The sequence below is a fragment of the Psychrobacter sp. PP-21 genome, from assembly GCF_033790785.1.
Taxonomy (GTDB): Bacteria; Pseudomonadota; Gammaproteobacteria; order Pseudomonadales; family Moraxellaceae; genus Psychrobacter.
The window spans coordinates 107,652-123,952 of sequence record NZ_JAMYEB010000007.1; the positions used below are offsets into that span (position 1 = coordinate 107,652).

Annotated in this window: 16 protein-coding genes; 6 read left to right on the top strand and 10 right to left on the bottom strand. The window is 43.6% G+C overall.

All coding sequences use genetic code 11. The features are described 5' to 3' along the window. Positions 1–176: 176 nt before the first annotated feature. Positions 177–1,634, top strand: a complete 1,458-nt coding sequence (locus NJD71_RS08125; protein WP_319051463.1) for a GGDEF domain-containing protein — start codon at positions 177–179, stop codon at positions 1,632–1,634. Positions 1,635–1,728: 94 nt separating this feature from the next. Here the strand turns inward: NJD71_RS08125 and truD are convergent, their stop codons facing one another. Next, positions 1,729–2,985: a tRNA pseudouridine(13) synthase TruD gene (truD, locus tag NJD71_RS08130; RefSeq protein WP_319051464.1), complete on the bottom strand. Its 1,257-nt coding sequence runs from the start codon at positions 2,983–2,985 to the stop codon at positions 1,729–1,731. 234 nt (positions 2,986–3,219) lie between these two features. Between truD and NJD71_RS08135 the strand changes: the two genes are divergently transcribed. Next, on the top strand, positions 3,220–4,863 hold the full coding sequence (locus NJD71_RS08135; protein ID WP_319051465.1) for an FAD-dependent oxidoreductase: 1,644 nt from the start codon (positions 3,220–3,222) through the stop codon (positions 4,861–4,863). A gap of 87 nt (positions 4,864–4,950) precedes the next feature. Next, entirely contained in the window at positions 4,951–5,574 is a 624-nt protein-coding gene (locus NJD71_RS08140) for a GNAT family N-acetyltransferase (RefSeq protein ID WP_319051466.1), read from the top strand. A 52-nt stretch (positions 5,575–5,626) separates the two neighbouring features. Here the strand turns inward: NJD71_RS08140 and NJD71_RS08145 are convergent, their stop codons facing one another. From NJD71_RS08145 to NJD71_RS08160, 4 genes are all read right to left on the bottom strand, one after another. Next, positions 5,627–5,788, bottom strand: a complete 162-nt coding sequence (locus NJD71_RS08145; RefSeq protein WP_319051467.1) for a hypothetical protein — start codon at positions 5,786–5,788, stop codon at positions 5,627–5,629. A 250-nt stretch (positions 5,789–6,038) separates the two neighbouring features. Beyond that, complete coding sequence (gene gorA, locus NJD71_RS08150; protein ID WP_319051468.1) at positions 6,039–7,394, bottom strand: glutathione-disulfide reductase; 1,356 nt, start codon at positions 7,392–7,394, stop codon at positions 6,039–6,041. 171 nt (positions 7,395–7,565) lie between these two features. Then, positions 7,566–8,018: a threonine/serine exporter family protein gene (locus NJD71_RS08155; RefSeq protein ID WP_319051469.1), complete on the bottom strand. Its 453-nt coding sequence runs from the start codon at positions 8,016–8,018 to the stop codon at positions 7,566–7,568. Further along, positions 8,019–8,807 carry a threonine/serine ThrE exporter family protein gene (locus tag NJD71_RS08160; protein ID WP_319051470.1) on the bottom strand — a complete coding sequence of 263 codons (789 nt, stop codon included), beginning with the start codon at positions 8,805–8,807 and terminating at the stop codon, positions 8,019–8,021. A 131-nt stretch (positions 8,808–8,938) separates the two neighbouring features. Between NJD71_RS08160 and NJD71_RS08165 the strand changes: the two genes are divergently transcribed. After that, a complete protein-coding gene (locus NJD71_RS08165; RefSeq protein ID WP_319051471.1) occupies positions 8,939–9,220 on the top strand; it encodes a DUF503 domain-containing protein in 282 nt (93 codons plus the stop codon). Between the two features lie 160 nt (positions 9,221–9,380). Here NJD71_RS08165 and NJD71_RS08170 read toward each other — a convergent pair whose 3' ends face one another. The 3 genes from NJD71_RS08170 to NJD71_RS08180 all read right to left on the bottom strand — a co-directional run bounded on the left by NJD71_RS08170 (position 9,381) and on the right by NJD71_RS08180 (position 10,923). Further along, positions 9,381–9,797, bottom strand: coding sequence for a protein-export chaperone SecB (locus NJD71_RS08170; protein WP_319051472.1), 417 nt, complete (start codon positions 9,795–9,797; stop codon positions 9,381–9,383). A 23-nt stretch (positions 9,798–9,820) separates the two neighbouring features. Further along, positions 9,821–10,219 carry a hypothetical protein gene (locus NJD71_RS08175; RefSeq protein ID WP_319051473.1) on the bottom strand — a complete coding sequence of 133 codons (399 nt, stop codon included), beginning with the start codon at positions 10,217–10,219 and terminating at the stop codon, positions 9,821–9,823. A 110-nt stretch (positions 10,220–10,329) separates the two neighbouring features. Then, a complete protein-coding gene (locus tag NJD71_RS08180; protein ID WP_319051474.1) occupies positions 10,330–10,923 on the bottom strand; it encodes a hypothetical protein in 594 nt (197 codons plus the stop codon). 607 nt (positions 10,924–11,530) lie between these two features. Between NJD71_RS08180 and NJD71_RS08185 the strand changes: the two genes are divergently transcribed. Together NJD71_RS08185 and NJD71_RS08190 are read left to right on the top strand one after the other, a co-directional pair. Beyond that, positions 11,531–12,160 (top strand): LysE family translocator, encoded by a 630-nt coding sequence (locus NJD71_RS08185; RefSeq protein WP_319051475.1) that lies wholly within the window; start codon positions 11,531–11,533, stop codon positions 12,158–12,160. Between the two features lie 90 nt (positions 12,161–12,250). After that, complete coding sequence (locus NJD71_RS08190; protein ID WP_319051476.1) at positions 12,251–12,715, top strand: hypothetical protein; 465 nt, start codon at positions 12,251–12,253, stop codon at positions 12,713–12,715. Positions 12,716–12,794: 79 nt separating this feature from the next. Here the strand turns inward: NJD71_RS08190 and uvrA are convergent, their stop codons facing one another. After that, complete coding sequence (gene uvrA, locus NJD71_RS08195) at positions 12,795–15,701, bottom strand: excinuclease ABC subunit UvrA (protein WP_319051477.1); 2,907 nt, start codon at positions 15,699–15,701, stop codon at positions 12,795–12,797. 452 nt (positions 15,702–16,153) lie between these two features. Then, on the bottom strand, positions 16,154–16,300 hold the full coding sequence (locus NJD71_RS08200; protein WP_319051483.1) for a transposase: 147 nt from the start codon (positions 16,298–16,300) through the stop codon (positions 16,154–16,156). Between the last annotated feature and the right edge of the window lies 1 nt (position 16,301).

Sequence of the window (16,301 nt, forward strand, 5' to 3'; positions counted from 1 at the left end):
ATTACGACCATAAAACAATTATTGATAAATAAATGCATAAAACAGATTGATAATGCAGACAGAACTTGTAACACTTGAAGCGTTGGTTATAGAATTTATCAAGGATATTACCACTTTTAGTTTGGTCTCAATGCCTAAGAATTCAGGGCGTTTAATTTTTCTGTGGTAGCCCATTTATGGCTGTATCGATCTCTCATCTTGGATACAAAAAGCTCTCTCAAATGATTTTTGAGTGGCAAGCGGTGGATCGAACGTCATTGTTGGCGCTATTTATTGTCATGGAAGTGTCACTACATTGGCTGTGGTGTTTGTTGGTTTGGTTGCAACAAGACGCCGTTGAGAGCTATGTCAATATACATTATCTGTATCCGTTGTGGTTTGGTATCAGTTTGACAGGCTTGTTTTTTTTGTGCATGTACAAATATCTGCCGCATACGGAGAATAAAAACGACGCTCTGGATGAGTGGCAGATTGCCTTGGTTTTGATCTATACCTTCTATATTGCCACTGTCATCGTCGTCATAGGCTATAGCAGCCTGTTTGCGGGTGTCTCAGTGGTCGGCGGTGCGATGCTAGGGATGATGCTGATAAAGCGTCGCTATGCTTGGCGGATGTTTTGGCTACAAATAAGCCTAATGCTAATGGCTATTATCGTACCTTATTTTGGTGTTAGTTTACCCAATCTGCGCCAGTTAACGGTTATTCATCCTCTGATAGATACACATAACTACCTGACTTACAACGAGCTTATGGCGATTGAAAATGCCATCGCTGCTTCTGCTTTTGAAAATAATATATTAGGGTGGGAAAGCATCAGTGAAGTGCAGCGCTCATCAGCGTTTTTTTGGCGCTCAACGCATCTGTATCTGGCGCTACCCAAAGCAATTTTTATCGTATATATGTTTCGCTCTTTGCTACTGGTACTAGATGATAGCCGACAAGAAACCTTGCAGCATGCCAATCAAGACGGACTTACCCAGCTAAAAAACCGCCGCTATGGTCTAAAGAAGATGAAGTATACCTTAGCAACAGTACAAGACCATCAGGACTTAAGCGTCATGCTATTGGATTTGGATTGGTTCAAACGGATCAATGACAACTATGGTCATGATGTGGGCGATCAGGTTTTGATTGAAGTATCTCAGACGCTATCCCAGTCGTTATCGGATGAAGCAATCATTAGCCGATATGGTGGTGAAGAGTTCTTGATTGTACTACCAAACACACAGCATGATAGCGCTATGGTGATTGCTGAGCAGTTGCGATTGAGCATCGCTGACAAGGCGATTAGTCTCAATAATATGTTTGAGTTTAATGTGACAGCAAGCTTTGGTCTGTATACCTTAACTCATAAAGAAAGAGCCTGTATCGCCAAAACATACAAATCCATTTTGCAAAAAAGAATATTGCCTCAAACAGAGACAGTGCCACTCATCAAACCAATTGCGACCCAACGAGCTGAAAATATGGCATCCATGCAAAAACTGCCAAGCGACATCTGTCAGCGGCTTATCAGTGCTGCGGATAAAGCCCTATATGAAGCCAAGCATCGCGGTCGCAACCAAGTCGTTAGCGCCAATAAAATGCTTAATGAAACAACTGGTGGGACACACACGCTCTATAAAAAACGCTAGTCGTTATGGCTAGTAGCTACTTTCAAGTAGCATCTATATAGAAATAGCGGCTACGTAAATAGCCGCCAGATAAATCCTGCTACACATCAGTCAATCATGACTCAAGCTGCTGTACGATACTTGCTAATACGCTCGTCGCAAAGCTGCCTGTTGTCAATGTAAAATCCAATACCAGCGTCTGATTGTCAGACCACTGCCATTTTAGCTGCTCAATAGGCAGTCTCAGCGCACGTCGTTGTGCTTTGATATCACGCTGCTCTAACCCCATTGCTAGCTGTTTAAGTAATGCGCTGTGCTGAACCACTTCCTTTTCTCGCTCCGCGGCACTACTGCTGACTTTATCATTGTCAGTGCCCCACATGACAGCAGTGGGATGAATATCGCCACTGTCAAGGCGTGCACGTAGCGTCTCATCCAAGGTTTCACTGGTAAATATAGACCCTGAACCATCGAGATTAAACACTTCACCTGCTAGCCCTTTATTCCAGCTCTCATCCCGTACGCGCGCTGCGAGTATCTCATTAAATATTAAGCTGCGTGCTGCAGATAGCTCCATAGTATTTTGTTCTCTCGGTGCACGCTTGCGTTTGCTCTTTTTTGGTTGTGAACGAGGCTCGCGCGGTGGACGGGCAAACAGAGACAATGCTTCTTTGATGTTATTGCCTTGCCAACCAAAACGCTGCGGACCAAAGTAATTGGGCACACCGCTGTCACTGATACACTGCAAATACTGCTCGATATGCTGCTTAGCAGACTGTACTTGCTCAGGCGCTACTGTATCGACCTCATTAGGCGTTGCGAATTGAATATCACGTAAGGTAATAATGAAGTGGTTGGCACGGTGGGTACCGCGGTTAAGCTTTTTGTTATGCCAGTGCTGAGCAAGGATAGTGACGGATTCGTGCTCGCCAACGTCTATCGGTGCAAACTCGGTAGGCGGTAATTGTTTTTTGGGTATGCGCAGACTAAACCACTGGGTCGTCAACGCATGACGGTCTTTCAATCCTGAGTAGCCCACATCGCGCAGTGGGACGTCTGCCCACTCTGATAATAGTTTTGCCAGATACGCGGTGTTCATACCTGACTTCTCTACATGCAGCCACAAGTGCTCGCCTTCACCCGTAAACTCTAGTGGCAATATCTCATTGACTACGAAATCTGCAGGACTTGCTTTATAAGTGGCTTGTTGTATCGGCGGGTGATTAGGTTGCGGCAGTCTCGCAGTGTCAGTAATCGCTGCAATATCGATAAGCGTGAGATCCAAACGGTCGATTGAATCGCTAACTGTAGCAGATTGAGTGGCAGAGGTAGGGGTATTGTTGATATCAGTAGAGGTGTCTTGAGAAGTCATAATCTGGTCTTTTATTTTGTGGTGATAAGCAAGAGGGATAACATAAGCAATCGGGTGAGCAATTACGTTTTGCAACGCAGGTAACATACAAAAAAACATCGTGTGTGATGCGGTCTTGCTACTATCAGTACATAGCATACTTAGACAATAGAGTAAGTTGAAATTGTCAGGCTCGGTCTGGTCATTTTCAATGCGCTGTTATTAGGACATTATTATAACTGTTAAGGAAGCATTATGACCAAGGCGATGATCAACACAGTCACCATTAGTAAAGCTGATATTCCAAGTGGTGGCATGAAATCTTATAAACAAGAAGACGATAGTATCATTTTAATCACGCGTGATGACGATGAGTTCCGTGCATTTGATGGCAAGTGTCCGCATGCGGGTGCAGATTTGGGCAACGGTCTGCGCTGCGGCAACCGAGTCGTCTGTCCTTGGCATCATGCAAGTTTTGATACCCGCGATGGGTCGTTACTGGAGCCGATAGCAACAGAAGGTTTGACTCAATATGAGCTCACAAGTGACGGTGATAATGTGACCGTTGATACTTCAGCTCCGATAGAAAAATCGATAGATAACGACCAGCTCACAGATACTCATACCATTATCGTCGGTGGCGGCGGTGCAGGATTTATGACAGCCAACCAATTACGTCATGGAGGCTATGGCGGCAAAATCACACTGATTAGCAAAGAAGATACCGCACCTTATAATCGCCCCTTACTATCAAAAGCATTTTTAGCTGGCAATATGGCCGAAGATAAACTGCTATTAGGCGGCGCAGCGTGGGCCAAAGACAACGATATCGAGCTACGCCTCAATCAAACGGTCAGCGAAGTATTGCCCAATGAGGCGACCATCGTCATAGAAAATGAAAACGGCACTAGCGAGCGAGAGACTGCGGATTTCTTGGTGGTGGCGACAGGTGCATCACCTAGCATTCCGCCCATTACTGGGGCAGATGTCGATGGCGTCTACACGTTGCGTAGCATGGCAGATGCCAAATTGATTAAAGCGGCCAGTCATGATCAGCGCGTGGTAATCATTGGTACAGGCTTCATCGGTATGGAGGTTGCCTCTGCATTAGCACAGGCGGGTACGACTGCTTCTATTACGGTGATTGGGCAAGACGACCGCGTGATGGGTAATATAGTATCGGAGACTGTGAGTAATGCACTGATCAAACTGCATGAAGAAAAGGGCATCAACTTTGTATTTGATGCCACCGTCAATGAAATTACCAAGATTGACCGTCAAGCTGACCAAGACAAAGATAACGAAGCTTTTTCACATGTGGGCGGTGTTACGCTAGCGAGTGGTGAGCACATTGATGCCGATATCGTGGTCTTGGGTACTGGCGTCTCACCGCGCACAGAGATACTGAACGAGGTTAATGACCCAGATGGCGTACAGGTCGATGACCATCTACAGCTGCGCGATGGGGTATATGCGCTAGGCGACATCGCCAAAGCTAGCAATCAAATGGGCCGTATGCGCATCGAGCATTGGCGTGTGGCATTGCAGCACGGTATGGTGACGGCAGCTGCTATATTAGGTGATGACAATGTCGATTCGTTAGAGGCGCGCATTCCATTCTTTTGGACCATGCAGTATGGCAAGAGCCTGCGCTATAGCGGTCATGCTGAGACCCCAGAGCACAATATCCTATTTGGCACGCCAGATACGCTCGACTATATCGAATATTACTTCGATGACGACAGCGAGAACACAAGAGCTAGCGCAGCGAGCACGCTCGGACGCGACAAAGAATTGGTCGCTTTCTCTGAGCTATTGCGCCGTGGCCATGCGCCAACGCGCGCGCAGCTCAATGCAGGGTTTGATATTATTGAGCAAGCGCAGGTATTATCGCGCTAGTACTACAAAGCAATACATATTAATATTTAGACTGGCTTAGGGAACTAAGCCAGTTTTTTTATATGAGTAAAAAGGAAAAATTCTAATATGAGCGAAAATAATATAAATAACAGTAACATACATATAGACTCTTCCAATAAAGAATCTGTATTTCTACGTGAAGCCACATTGGATGATATCGCTGCACTTGAGCGCTTATTAAATCGCTGCTACCGAGAGACAGCAGGCTGGACCAACGAGGCAGATTTGATTGGTGGTATTAGAACCACGTCAGCCGAGCTTGCTGCCGTTATCAATGACCCTAACCACTATTACTTTGTTTATCCAAAAACAACAACAGGCGAGCGTGAGGCAGAAGAGACGGACGAGCTACTTGGTTGTATCGCTGTCGATATCAAAATAGATGCTGACGCTAATAAAAAAGCCTATATCGGCATGTTTGCGGTACATCCTGAGCTACAAGGGCAGGGCATAGGGAACGTCCTCTTACAAGCGGCAGAGACTTTTGCAGATCGTCACTTGCAGTCACAGAACCAGCCCAGCCGTCTGACCATGTCTATCTTGAGTCATCGTCCTGAGCTCTTGGCATACTATCAGCGCCGCGGTTATCAGTTCAATGGCAATAAAATGCCGTTTCCAAACGATGGCAATAATGGCGAGCCCAAGCGTGAAGACTTGGAGCTGTTGGAGTTGGAAAAGATAGTGAGCTAAATGTAGGTCTAGCAACAAGTCACTTGAAACGACAATAACATCAAGGCCTCATTTAACCCCAAAAGTGTCCAAAGGTCATAAACAACCCCAAACTTAATAGTAAAAATGCCACAATGATCAAGCGCTTGAACCAGTTAAATGCTGGCAAGCGCGTGGCATTGTCATCAGACATCAGATAAGCAAACAAAAACAATAGGCTTGCAGCTAAGGTCATAATTCCGATGCCAATCGGCAATATAAACAAGTACATCTGCCACACAGTGATCTCTCAACGGTTAGTATTCATCGCATCATAGCAGTATTGGGATTGTACTGTCAGTAAGTGACTCTTTTGTATTTACTGTCTGTATTTTTTGATATTAAAAAATACAGGTGTCGACTGATAACATCAAAAAAGGATGCACAAACGGCATCCCTTTTTATATTCCATAAGACTATTAGTAATAGTGCTCGATGCTTAGCGCTCAACGCATCGTCACAAACTCTTCTGAACCAGTCGGGTGAATAGCCACTGTATTGTCAAAGTCAGCTTTGGTCGCGCCCATTTTGATCGCGACAGCAAAGCCCTGAATCATCTCATCGACACCGAAGCCAAGCCCGTGTAGACCAATAACCCTCTCATCATCACCCAAGCATACCAGTTTCATCATGCATTTTTGACGATGCTGAGTCACTGCGCTGTACATAGAGGTAAATGTCGATTTGTAGCATTTGATGTTTTCTTTGCCATAATGCTCAATCGCATCAATCTCAGACAAGCCTATCGTACCGATAGCGGGGTGGGTAAAGATTACCGTTGGTATCAACGTATAGTCCAAATGCTCATCAGGTTTATTGTTAAACAAACGCTCTGATAAACGGCGACCAGCGGCAATCGCCACCGGGGTCAGATCGATACTGTTTTCGATAATATCGCCAACGGCATAGATGTTTTCAACATTGGTATTTTGGAACTTATCGACCTTGATCTTGCCAGTCTCGGTAGTTGCAACGCCAGTCACTTGCAGGTTGATATTGTCAGTCGATGGTGCGCGTCCAATCGCCCAAATCAGACAGTCTGTCGTATCTAGACTGCCGTCTTTGCTACATAACGTCAGGCTCTCGTCTTCGTTTTTATTGACAGCAGTGAGGGTGGTGTTGGTATGCAAATGTATACCGTCTTGCTCCATCTCTATGAGCAGAGCCTCTACCACACTATGATCAAATGCACGCAGCGGTGAGTGCTGACGGACATACAGGTGCACTTCAGCGCCCAGACTGTTTAACACGCCTGCGATCTCGACAGCGATATATCCAGCGCCCACAATCGCCACGCGCTTTGGCAAATGCCTCAATGCAAAGAAGCCATCAGAATCGATGCCGTACTCTGCGCCTTTGATATCTGGGCGAATAGGATGACCGCCAGTCGCAATCAAGATATGATCAGCGGTAATGAGCTCACCATTGACCTCTACGGTATTGGTATCAACAAACTTAGCAAAGCCTTTGATGACTTCTACGCCGTTTTTGGCCAAGTTATTGTCATAAGAGCGGTGGATATTTTCGATATACTGTTGACGACTCTGTACCAGCTTTTGGAAGTCAAAATCTCGGACATCGACATCAAACCCATAGTCTGGCGCATATTTATGAATGGCTTCGGCAACTTGCGCGCCATACCACATGACCTTTTTGGGAACGCAGCCCAAATTCACACACGTACCGCCCAACTGGTCGGCTTCGATAATGGCGCATTTTTTGCCATAGCTTGCTGCACGGTTGATTGAGGCAATACCGCCGCTACCACCACCAATGGCGATATAGTCATAATGTTTGGTCATAATAAGGTCTCTTTACTGAGTTATTGTACGTATTGTTTTGGATACCAGCATAACGGGTCATGCTATCTGTGCTATCCATCTTACAAGTTTTTTGTGCTGAGGGTATGGCAAATAGCCTACCTTTGGACAGCACATAACTAGGGCTAGGGTCTATATACTTGACCACATTTATCAAACAATGGGGCGCCGTCTATAAAACAATAGCCCCGGAATGGACAAACCTAGCACCAAAGCGGAGGTCACAAAAAGCGCTTCAAACAAATACACCATCATTTGGCTAAATAATTCGTCTGAATAACCAAAATAGCCAATCTGCACCATACTGACCATTGCTTTGTATGCGGCGATACCCGGCATCATACAGATGACGCTGGGCGAGATGAGCGCTTTGGGCGGTAGGGTATATTTCTTAGAAAAATATACACCCAAAAAGCTGGCAAGCATCGCCCCAAAAAAGCTCGCGATCACCAGATGGACATGCTGATAAACAAGCGCCGTCTTTAGCCCAAATCCCAACGCTGTCATCAGCAGACACGGCAAGATATAGCGTTTGGGTACGCTAAACATCAGCGTCCACCCAAGGGTAATGATACAAGACAGCACAACGGTTTCAATAAACCACATCTAAAACCCCCAGTGCTGTATGCGTAGTAACACTAGCGCCATTACGATGCCCACACAAGCAGACAAAGTGAGCATATAGGTAAATACCGCGCGCCCAACGCCAATATTGACATAGCCTTTTAGGATATCGGATAACGAGTTAATCAGTGGAAAGCTAGGAATCAGTAGCAACACGCTAGAGGCCACGGCAATATCAGCATTATTGCCAATATCAAAATAATAGGTCGTCGCCCCAATGAGCGAGGCGATAAAAGCCGTCACAATAACGGTGATAAAAGGGTTGAAATGGTGCTTGGACAGGTAAATACGAGTAAACATCGCTACCATACCTGCGATAAAGGTCACTGCTGTAATCGACCAGCTGCCGCCGTTCAAATAAGCAAACGCGGCACAAGAGGCACCAACAAATATACTGACTAGCCATGTTGGATACACGGTCTTATCCAACTCATCAAAGGCAATCGTTGTGCGGTCAATCAAGTCGGTACTATCTATAGTGGCTTCAGTTTTATTAATGATTTGCTGAATTTGCACCAATAAATTGACATTGATGCTCTGATTGATCGTATCTCGGGTGGTGGTAATACAGCGCTCATCGCAGATGGTCGTTAGGGTGATAGCGTTAAAGTTCAGCGAACATTCGACGCTGTTCATTCCTAGCGCAAGCCCCAAGCGTTTGGATAAGTCCACCACCACGGCAGACTCAGCGCCATACTGCATAAGGAGTAAGCCGCAGCGTACGCATAGTCGAGTAATACGCTGCTGCTTTACGTAGCTGATAGAGGTCATGGGCGAGATACGCAGATTAGTTGGCGACTGATACGCTATTATAAAGGGTCTGGATGCTGACGCGCAGACAATATCAGAAATACCATTAAGTGATACGATACAGTATAAGCTTTTTTGGCAAGGAGGATAAAATGCACATCGCTATTTTGACAGTGACGTTTTCATTGCCCGGCTGCGGCTCATTAAAAGAAAAGCGCCAACGCATGGGCGGCTTGCATGCGCGATTTGGTAATACGCCAAGCGTTGCAGTCTGTGAGAGCGGTGGTCGCGCGCGCCATGATGCCAGTGAATGGACGTTTGTGATCGTTGGACTGTCAAAACGTGAGGTCGAGTCGCAGTGTAGCCAGATTGAAGAAAAGCTAGAACGTACGGTAGATGCAAGGGTAATGAATGTTGAGAGGGAGTTTGTTTAGATGTTAGTCTTATTATTTCGCTGTAAATTGACACTCTGTTGGACTTAGCAATGTAGGTATAGTTTATAGATCTTAATTGGGTAATAAAATTGATAAAGGACAACTCCTAACTAAGAGAAACTGTCCTTTGTTTCATTATAAATCTATCTTGATGTCAATTTCATTGATTTATTTCTCTAAGCTTATCATCTCTTAATTTGACAAAATTGATTGTCGGTAGAATAAATGGTTTGTAGCCCGCGTTCAAAAGAAGATTGGAATAAAATGCTCTAAAATAGGGGTAACCAATAGCAGGAGCGTTAATAAGAGCAAAATTACCTTCCAAGAAATCACACGAAATAGGCTCATCAACCTCAAATTGAGTCAAAAACACGACCTTACTTTGATATTTTTCAACATTGTTTTTCATTTCTCCGACAAACACAATCAAAAAGACGTTAGACTCATCATCTCCTTCGGCAACCATTGGATTAAAGTCAAAAGAAAAGCTTTCGTCTTCAAATTTAGTACTATCTTCTAAATCGAGATAATCTAGGCTAATCTGAACAGCTTTAGTTGAAACGAGCTGAATATTCATCTAACTTCCTTAATAGCTAATACCTATGCTGAGTAACTTAAAGATTCACCTGTATCATCTAAGAGAAATCGATAAGAGTATTTGTTATCAGTCTTATACTTTACTTTTAACTTACTTTTGAGATAATTCAGTTCAACAAAGTAGTTTTTTTCGTGTTTTAAACTATCTAAAATTGTAATCATCTTAGTTTCTGAACAATCTAAGACAGTATTACCATAAATATGTACTCTTTCTTTAGAGTCACTGTCACTGTTCTCAACGCCAATAGCTTCTTGAGCAAACGAACCATTCAAAAATTCGTGTACAGTTGGTCCAGTAGCTTGTTCTTGAAGTACCAAAAAATTTTCTAAGAACTCATCAGCATCTACGTTGTCTAGCCACTCTGTAGCAGCTTCTAAAATAGCTTCGTATTTATTATTCATAATTTCACCTTAAGATATTTTATTCAAGATAGTTGTATTTTGCTTACTTCACATATTTGAACTACACTTTTCATTTAAAAACACGCTATTAAATAATAAAAATCAAGAAATTATTTACTTATAAAGTACCATTGAGGTGGACTTAAACAGTCTTTACCTTCCTCATAGACCACAATCTGCTGTCGTGTAGGAAGAGGCAAAAAATCATATTTATGATCGCCATGGATATACTTTAAACCTTTGGGGTTCTCAATATTAATATCTTGGGATTTTATAGCTTTAAAAGGTAATTTATTTTCTTTCCGGAAGTGTTGAATACATGTTGAGACTGCAACTTTACTTATCTTCTCCTGAATTTTAGCTTTGTTGAAACTACCTTTGGCATTACGTAACTTAATGTTTAGTGTATTCACGTATTTATATATTAAGCTCTCAAAGAACCTTTGTGCTTCAACGTCACCTACTAAATCCAAAAAGTCGACATGCTCTATGTCTACCTGAAACTTTGTAATCACATAGTTACCATTTCTAGGCTCTATTTTTCCCCATTTATGGGCGAAGTAATCACTGTCAGTCCAAAAGTAATAGCCTTTACCTAACCACTCTATTTTTCCTGAATTACTGATGAAAGGAACTTTGCTTAGAATTTCTTCCTTATTTCCACGATTGTCACAAGTATGAAAACAAGTAATTGAGACAGTCATACCTACTTCCAATTGTAAACAAATGTTAGTTTAATAAGAGTTAATTGAAAAAATAGCTAGCTAATGTATAACTATACATTAGCTAGCTAGAATGAGATAGTAGAGTTAATGAGCATTAAAGTTACAGCAACTGATGCAACTTTGAGCTATATAAAATATTAATAAGCATAGTATAGAATAAAGCCAACATCATAACAAGTAAATAGCATTCTACCTAACACATCTTAAGATTTTTTACTATGCAGTAATAAGTGAATGAAGAAAGAACAATTTGTCTTAAGAAGGCGCTTCGCTTTAATTGTAGAATCAGTTTAGGACTTCTTAGGATATATGATGCATATCACAAAGGTAGTAGTTCCAATTTTGGAACGCTATTATGTTTGGGTAAATATACCAATTAATAAATTTCAGCAAAGAAATTTTCAACTCAAACCTCACCCAACAAAAAAGCCCACTCCCTAAAGAGTAGCCTTTTATCACTCCTTCAACAATTTCTATTAGCTTACGTCTTTGAGCCTAAAAGTATTCTAAAACAATCATACTAAACTAGAAAGATGTTTAATAAATCAATTATACTTAAGGATTAATAGAGACATAAAGGACTGTCATGACAATCACCACCATCCAGCTATTTACCTTCATCATTGCTGTATTCATATTTATCATGACGCCGGGTCCTGGTGTATTTGCCACGATTGCCAAAGCCATGACACAAGGTTCTTGGGCGGCGCTACCCTTAATCATTGGACTTGCCGCAGGCGATACTATTTATATGGTGTTTTCAGCTTATGGACTGAGCGCATTAGCAAGCAATTTCAATACACTGTTTACTATCGTTAAGTTTGTAGGTGCAGGTTATTTATTTTACTTGGCTTACAAGATGTGGACGACGGTGCCAAGTGAAATTATCACTGGAAATGTAGCGTTAAAGAATAAGAATGAGGGGTTAAAAAGTGTAACGTCAGGCTTTTTGGTGTCCATTAGCAACCCAAAAGTTATTTTATTCTACATCAGCTTGTTACCGAGCTTTTTTCCAGTAACCAGTCTGACAGGCGTAGATATTACGATTCTATGTCTAGTGATTTTTAGCTGCGCCATTGTTGCTATGATGATGTATGCCTTTATGGCGAGTTATGCGCAACAACGTCTAAAAAGCCCTAAAGCGCGTCAGAAATTTAACCGAGTAGGGTCTTCATTTATGGGATTGGCTGGCACATGGTTGATAGCGAAGGGTTAGATTTACCATACAACATTGGGTGAAGTATGATGCCCAGCAGTGGTGTTCACGCATAAATGCTCTCAATCTATTTCTCATTACGGCAAAGCTATGAATGAACAACGGTTTCAAGAGAATGAGGAAAATAGACTGTCTATTAGCACGCCTACCAAAGATGATCCCACAATGGTTTTCTGCCCAAAATGTCAATCTAAAGCCATCGTTACTATACATAATGATGAGGCTCGATTGAGTTGTTCAAGTTGTGGCTATAATCAAGCAAAATTAGCTGAGCATAGAACCTTTTATTGGGGCGAGGAAAATCCAACGGATAGTTATTTTGGCGCAAATTTATGGTTGCAAACTGATTGTGTGGGCGAGAACTTGTGGGCATTCAACAAGCGTCATTTGGGATACTTAGAAAATTTTGTATCAGCCAAACATAGGCAACGTAATCCAAATGTAAATACTTGGATGAATAGTTCATTAGCCAGTCGTTTGCCAAAATGGATGAAAGCTGCCAAAAATCGTGAGCAGGTTTTAAAGGCAATTGTAGTTTTGAAAAATAAAATATAGCAGCTATCTTTGATTTTCCACACCAAAAAAAGGCCACCCCCGAAAGAGTAGCCTTTTATCAATCATTCACTAATTTGTCTTAGCTCACATCTTTTAACCCTTGCTCCAGCATTGGCTTTAAGAATTCACCCGTATATGAACCTTTCACTTCTGCGACTTCCTCAGGTGTGCCTTCAGCGATGATCAGTCCACCACCTTTACCGCCTTCAGGACCCAGATCAATCACCCAATCCGCCGTTTTAATGACATCGAGGTTATGCTCGATGACCACGATGGTATTACCCTTATCGCGTAGGGTATGCAGGATATGGAGCAGCTTATAGATATCATGGAAATGCAAGCCCGTGGTTGGCTCATCCAAGATATAGAGCGTCTGTCCTGTATCACGTTTGGCAAGCTCACGTGCCAGTTTGACACGCTGCGCTTCACCACCAGACAGCGTTGGTGCTGACTGACCGAGACGAATATAGCCAAGACCGACATCCATAAGCGCTTGCAGACGACGATAGATCGCAGGTATCGCTGAGAAGAACTCAGTCGCATCCTCAACGGTCATCTCTAACACTTCGGCGATGCTTTTGCCTTTGTAGTGAATCTCCAAGGTTTCGCGGTTATAGCGTTTGCCTTCACAGGTATCGCATGGCACATACATATCAGGCAAGAAATGCATCTCAACCTTAATGAGACCATCACCTTGGCACATCTCACAGCGTCCGCCTTTGACGTTGAAGCTAAAGCGACCAGGCTTATAACCGCGGGCACGCGCTTCTTGCGTTTGAGCAAACATCTCGCGTACAGGAGTAAACACACCAGTATACGTCGCTGGGTTTGAGCGTGGCGTACGACCGATAGGGCTTTGATCGATATCGACCATCTTGTCCAAGTGCTCAAGACCACTAATGCTTTCAAACTTGTCGGCAATCAGCGTTGAGGCGTTGTTTAACTGCGTCGCTGCCAATGGCATGAGAGTGCGGTTAATCAAGGTTGACTTGCCCGAACCAGATACGCCCGTCACACAGGTCATGATACCAACAGGGATAGTTAAATCCACATCGTGCAAGTTATTGCCTGATGCGCCTTTGAGCTCAATCGTCATCGGTACTTTTTTAGTTTTAGCCTTACCTTTGACTTCCATATCCATGGTTTTGGCTTTATGACGCACGGCTGGAATTTCGATGCGCTTTTTGCCAGACATATATTGTCCAGTGAGCGATTCTTTGTTTGCCATGATGTCATCGACCGTACCTTGAGCGATGACATGACCGCCGTGTACACCTGCACCGATACCGATATCGATCACGTGATCCGCTTGGCGAATGGCATCTTCGTCATGCTCAACGACCAGTACGGTATTGCCCAAGTCACGCAAGCGTGTAAGGGTCTTTAGCAGACGATCATTGTCACGCTGATGCAGACCGATTGACGGCTCATCAAGTACGTACATGACGCCCATGAGACCTGCACCGATTTGGCTGGCAAGCCTGATACGTTGTGCTTCACCGCCTGATAGTGTTTCGGCAGAGCGTGCAAGGGTCAAATAATCAAGACCAACGCTGACAAGGAAGTTTAAACGCTCATTAATCTCTTTAAAGATTTTTTCGGCGACTTCACCTTTATGACCGCCGATCTTTAGCGTTTTATAATATTCCGCAGAGTCGCCAATAGAGAGCTTGACGATGTCAGCAATGGTCTGGTCGTCAACACGCACATTGCGAGAGATTTCATTGAGACGCGCGCCATCGCAGACATTACAAGTGGTATCAGCTAAGTATTTGGCCAGCTCATCACGCACGAGGTTACTTTGCGTTTTAGCATAACGGCGCTCTAAGTAAGGCAGCACGCCCTCGAATGGTACGGTCTTGTTCGTCTTGCGCCCGCGCTCATCAGTAAAGTTAAAGGTGAGCTTTTCTTTGCCCGAGCCATGCATGATGATGTCTTGATGCTTTTTGGCAAGGTCCTGCCACGGCATATCCATATCGATTTTGAAATGCTTACAGACAGTGCTCAGCAAACCAAAATAATAGGCATGACGTTTGTCCCAACCATTAATCGCGCCTTGATTGAGTGACTTTTCATGATGGGTAATGAGTTTTTCAGCCGCGAAGTACTGGCGTTTGCCCAGACCGTCACAGCTTGGACACGCCCCGTATGGGTTGTTAAAACTGAACATACGCGGTTCAAGCTCAGGTACGGCGCGATCACAGACAGGGCATGAGTGCTTGGCGGACATGACTTGGTTGTCGTCACCGCCTTCTTTTGGGTTGCCATCCATAAAGTGTAGCGTCACCAGCCCTTGACCCAAACGTAGCGCCGTCTCTAAACTCTCAGCAACACGGTTGCCCAAATCATCACGGACTTTAAAGCGATCGACCACCACTTCGATAGTATGTTTTTTCTTCTTATCGAGGGTCGGCAGCTCATCGGTGTCATAGACATCGCCATCGACGCGTACGCGCACAAAACCCTGACCAATCAGCTGCTCAAGTAACACGGTATGCTCACCTTTACGCTCGCGAATCACCGGTGCCAAGATCATGAGTTTGGTATCTTCTGGCAATGCCATGACCTGATCGACCATTTCAGTGACTGACTGTGCAACCATCGGCTCGCCATGCTCTGGGCAGTAGGGTGTACCGATACGCGCATAGAGCAAACGCAGATAGTCATAAATCTCAGTAATCGTACCGACAGTTGAGCGCGGGTTATGGTTGGTCGATTTTTGCTCGATGGCAATCGCAGGGGAGAGACCCTCGATGCTATCAACCTCAGGCTTTTCCATTTGCGAGAGGAACTGACGTGCATACGCCGACAAGCTTTCGACATAGCGACGTTGCCCTTCGGCATAGAGGGTATCGAAAGCCAATGAAGACTTACCAGAGCCAGACAAGCCTGTGATTACCACGAACTTATCACGTGGAATGTCTAAATCAATGTTTTTTAAATTATGAGTACGTGCGCCGCGTATTGCGATATGGTCATGTGCCATCGTTTATGGGTTTCCTATTTGCTAAAAGGGGAGTGAAAATATGTCAAATAAAAAGCTAAATACAGATCAATACAATGTTTATTTGATAGTGGTTAACTAAAAATATGCAGTGGTTGGTTCAAAACAGAAATAAGTTTTAAGTTTGTAATTGTGCTACCACTTATAATTTTACTATTAATAGTTTCGCTGCTGACTACTAGTGCTTTATGTGGTTACTTACTATTTATTTAGCGAGGCAATTGATTCTGTATATCTGCCTTGTGCGTCTAAGCAAATCTAAATCAAATCCCTGTTAAGTAACAGGCATCGTTTGTTATGGTTTTGACCAAAAGTGTCATTTTTTGAAGGGGTTTGTCATTTAAATTATCGTCTGAGTCGAGTGCTAATAACGTTTGCGACGCCTTACTTTATTGTCATGGCGACAGCATTATTCAAGGTGTAATAAGGTATAGTCAATCCACAATAAAACTGGAACAGCCCATATCCTGAAACAGTTTAGGCAGATTATTCTCCATCCACCCTTGGCGTAGAAACTTAGCCTGTGCCCACTTCTTCTCGATAGGGTTCAGATCAGGGCTGTACGGCGGCAGCCATAAAATA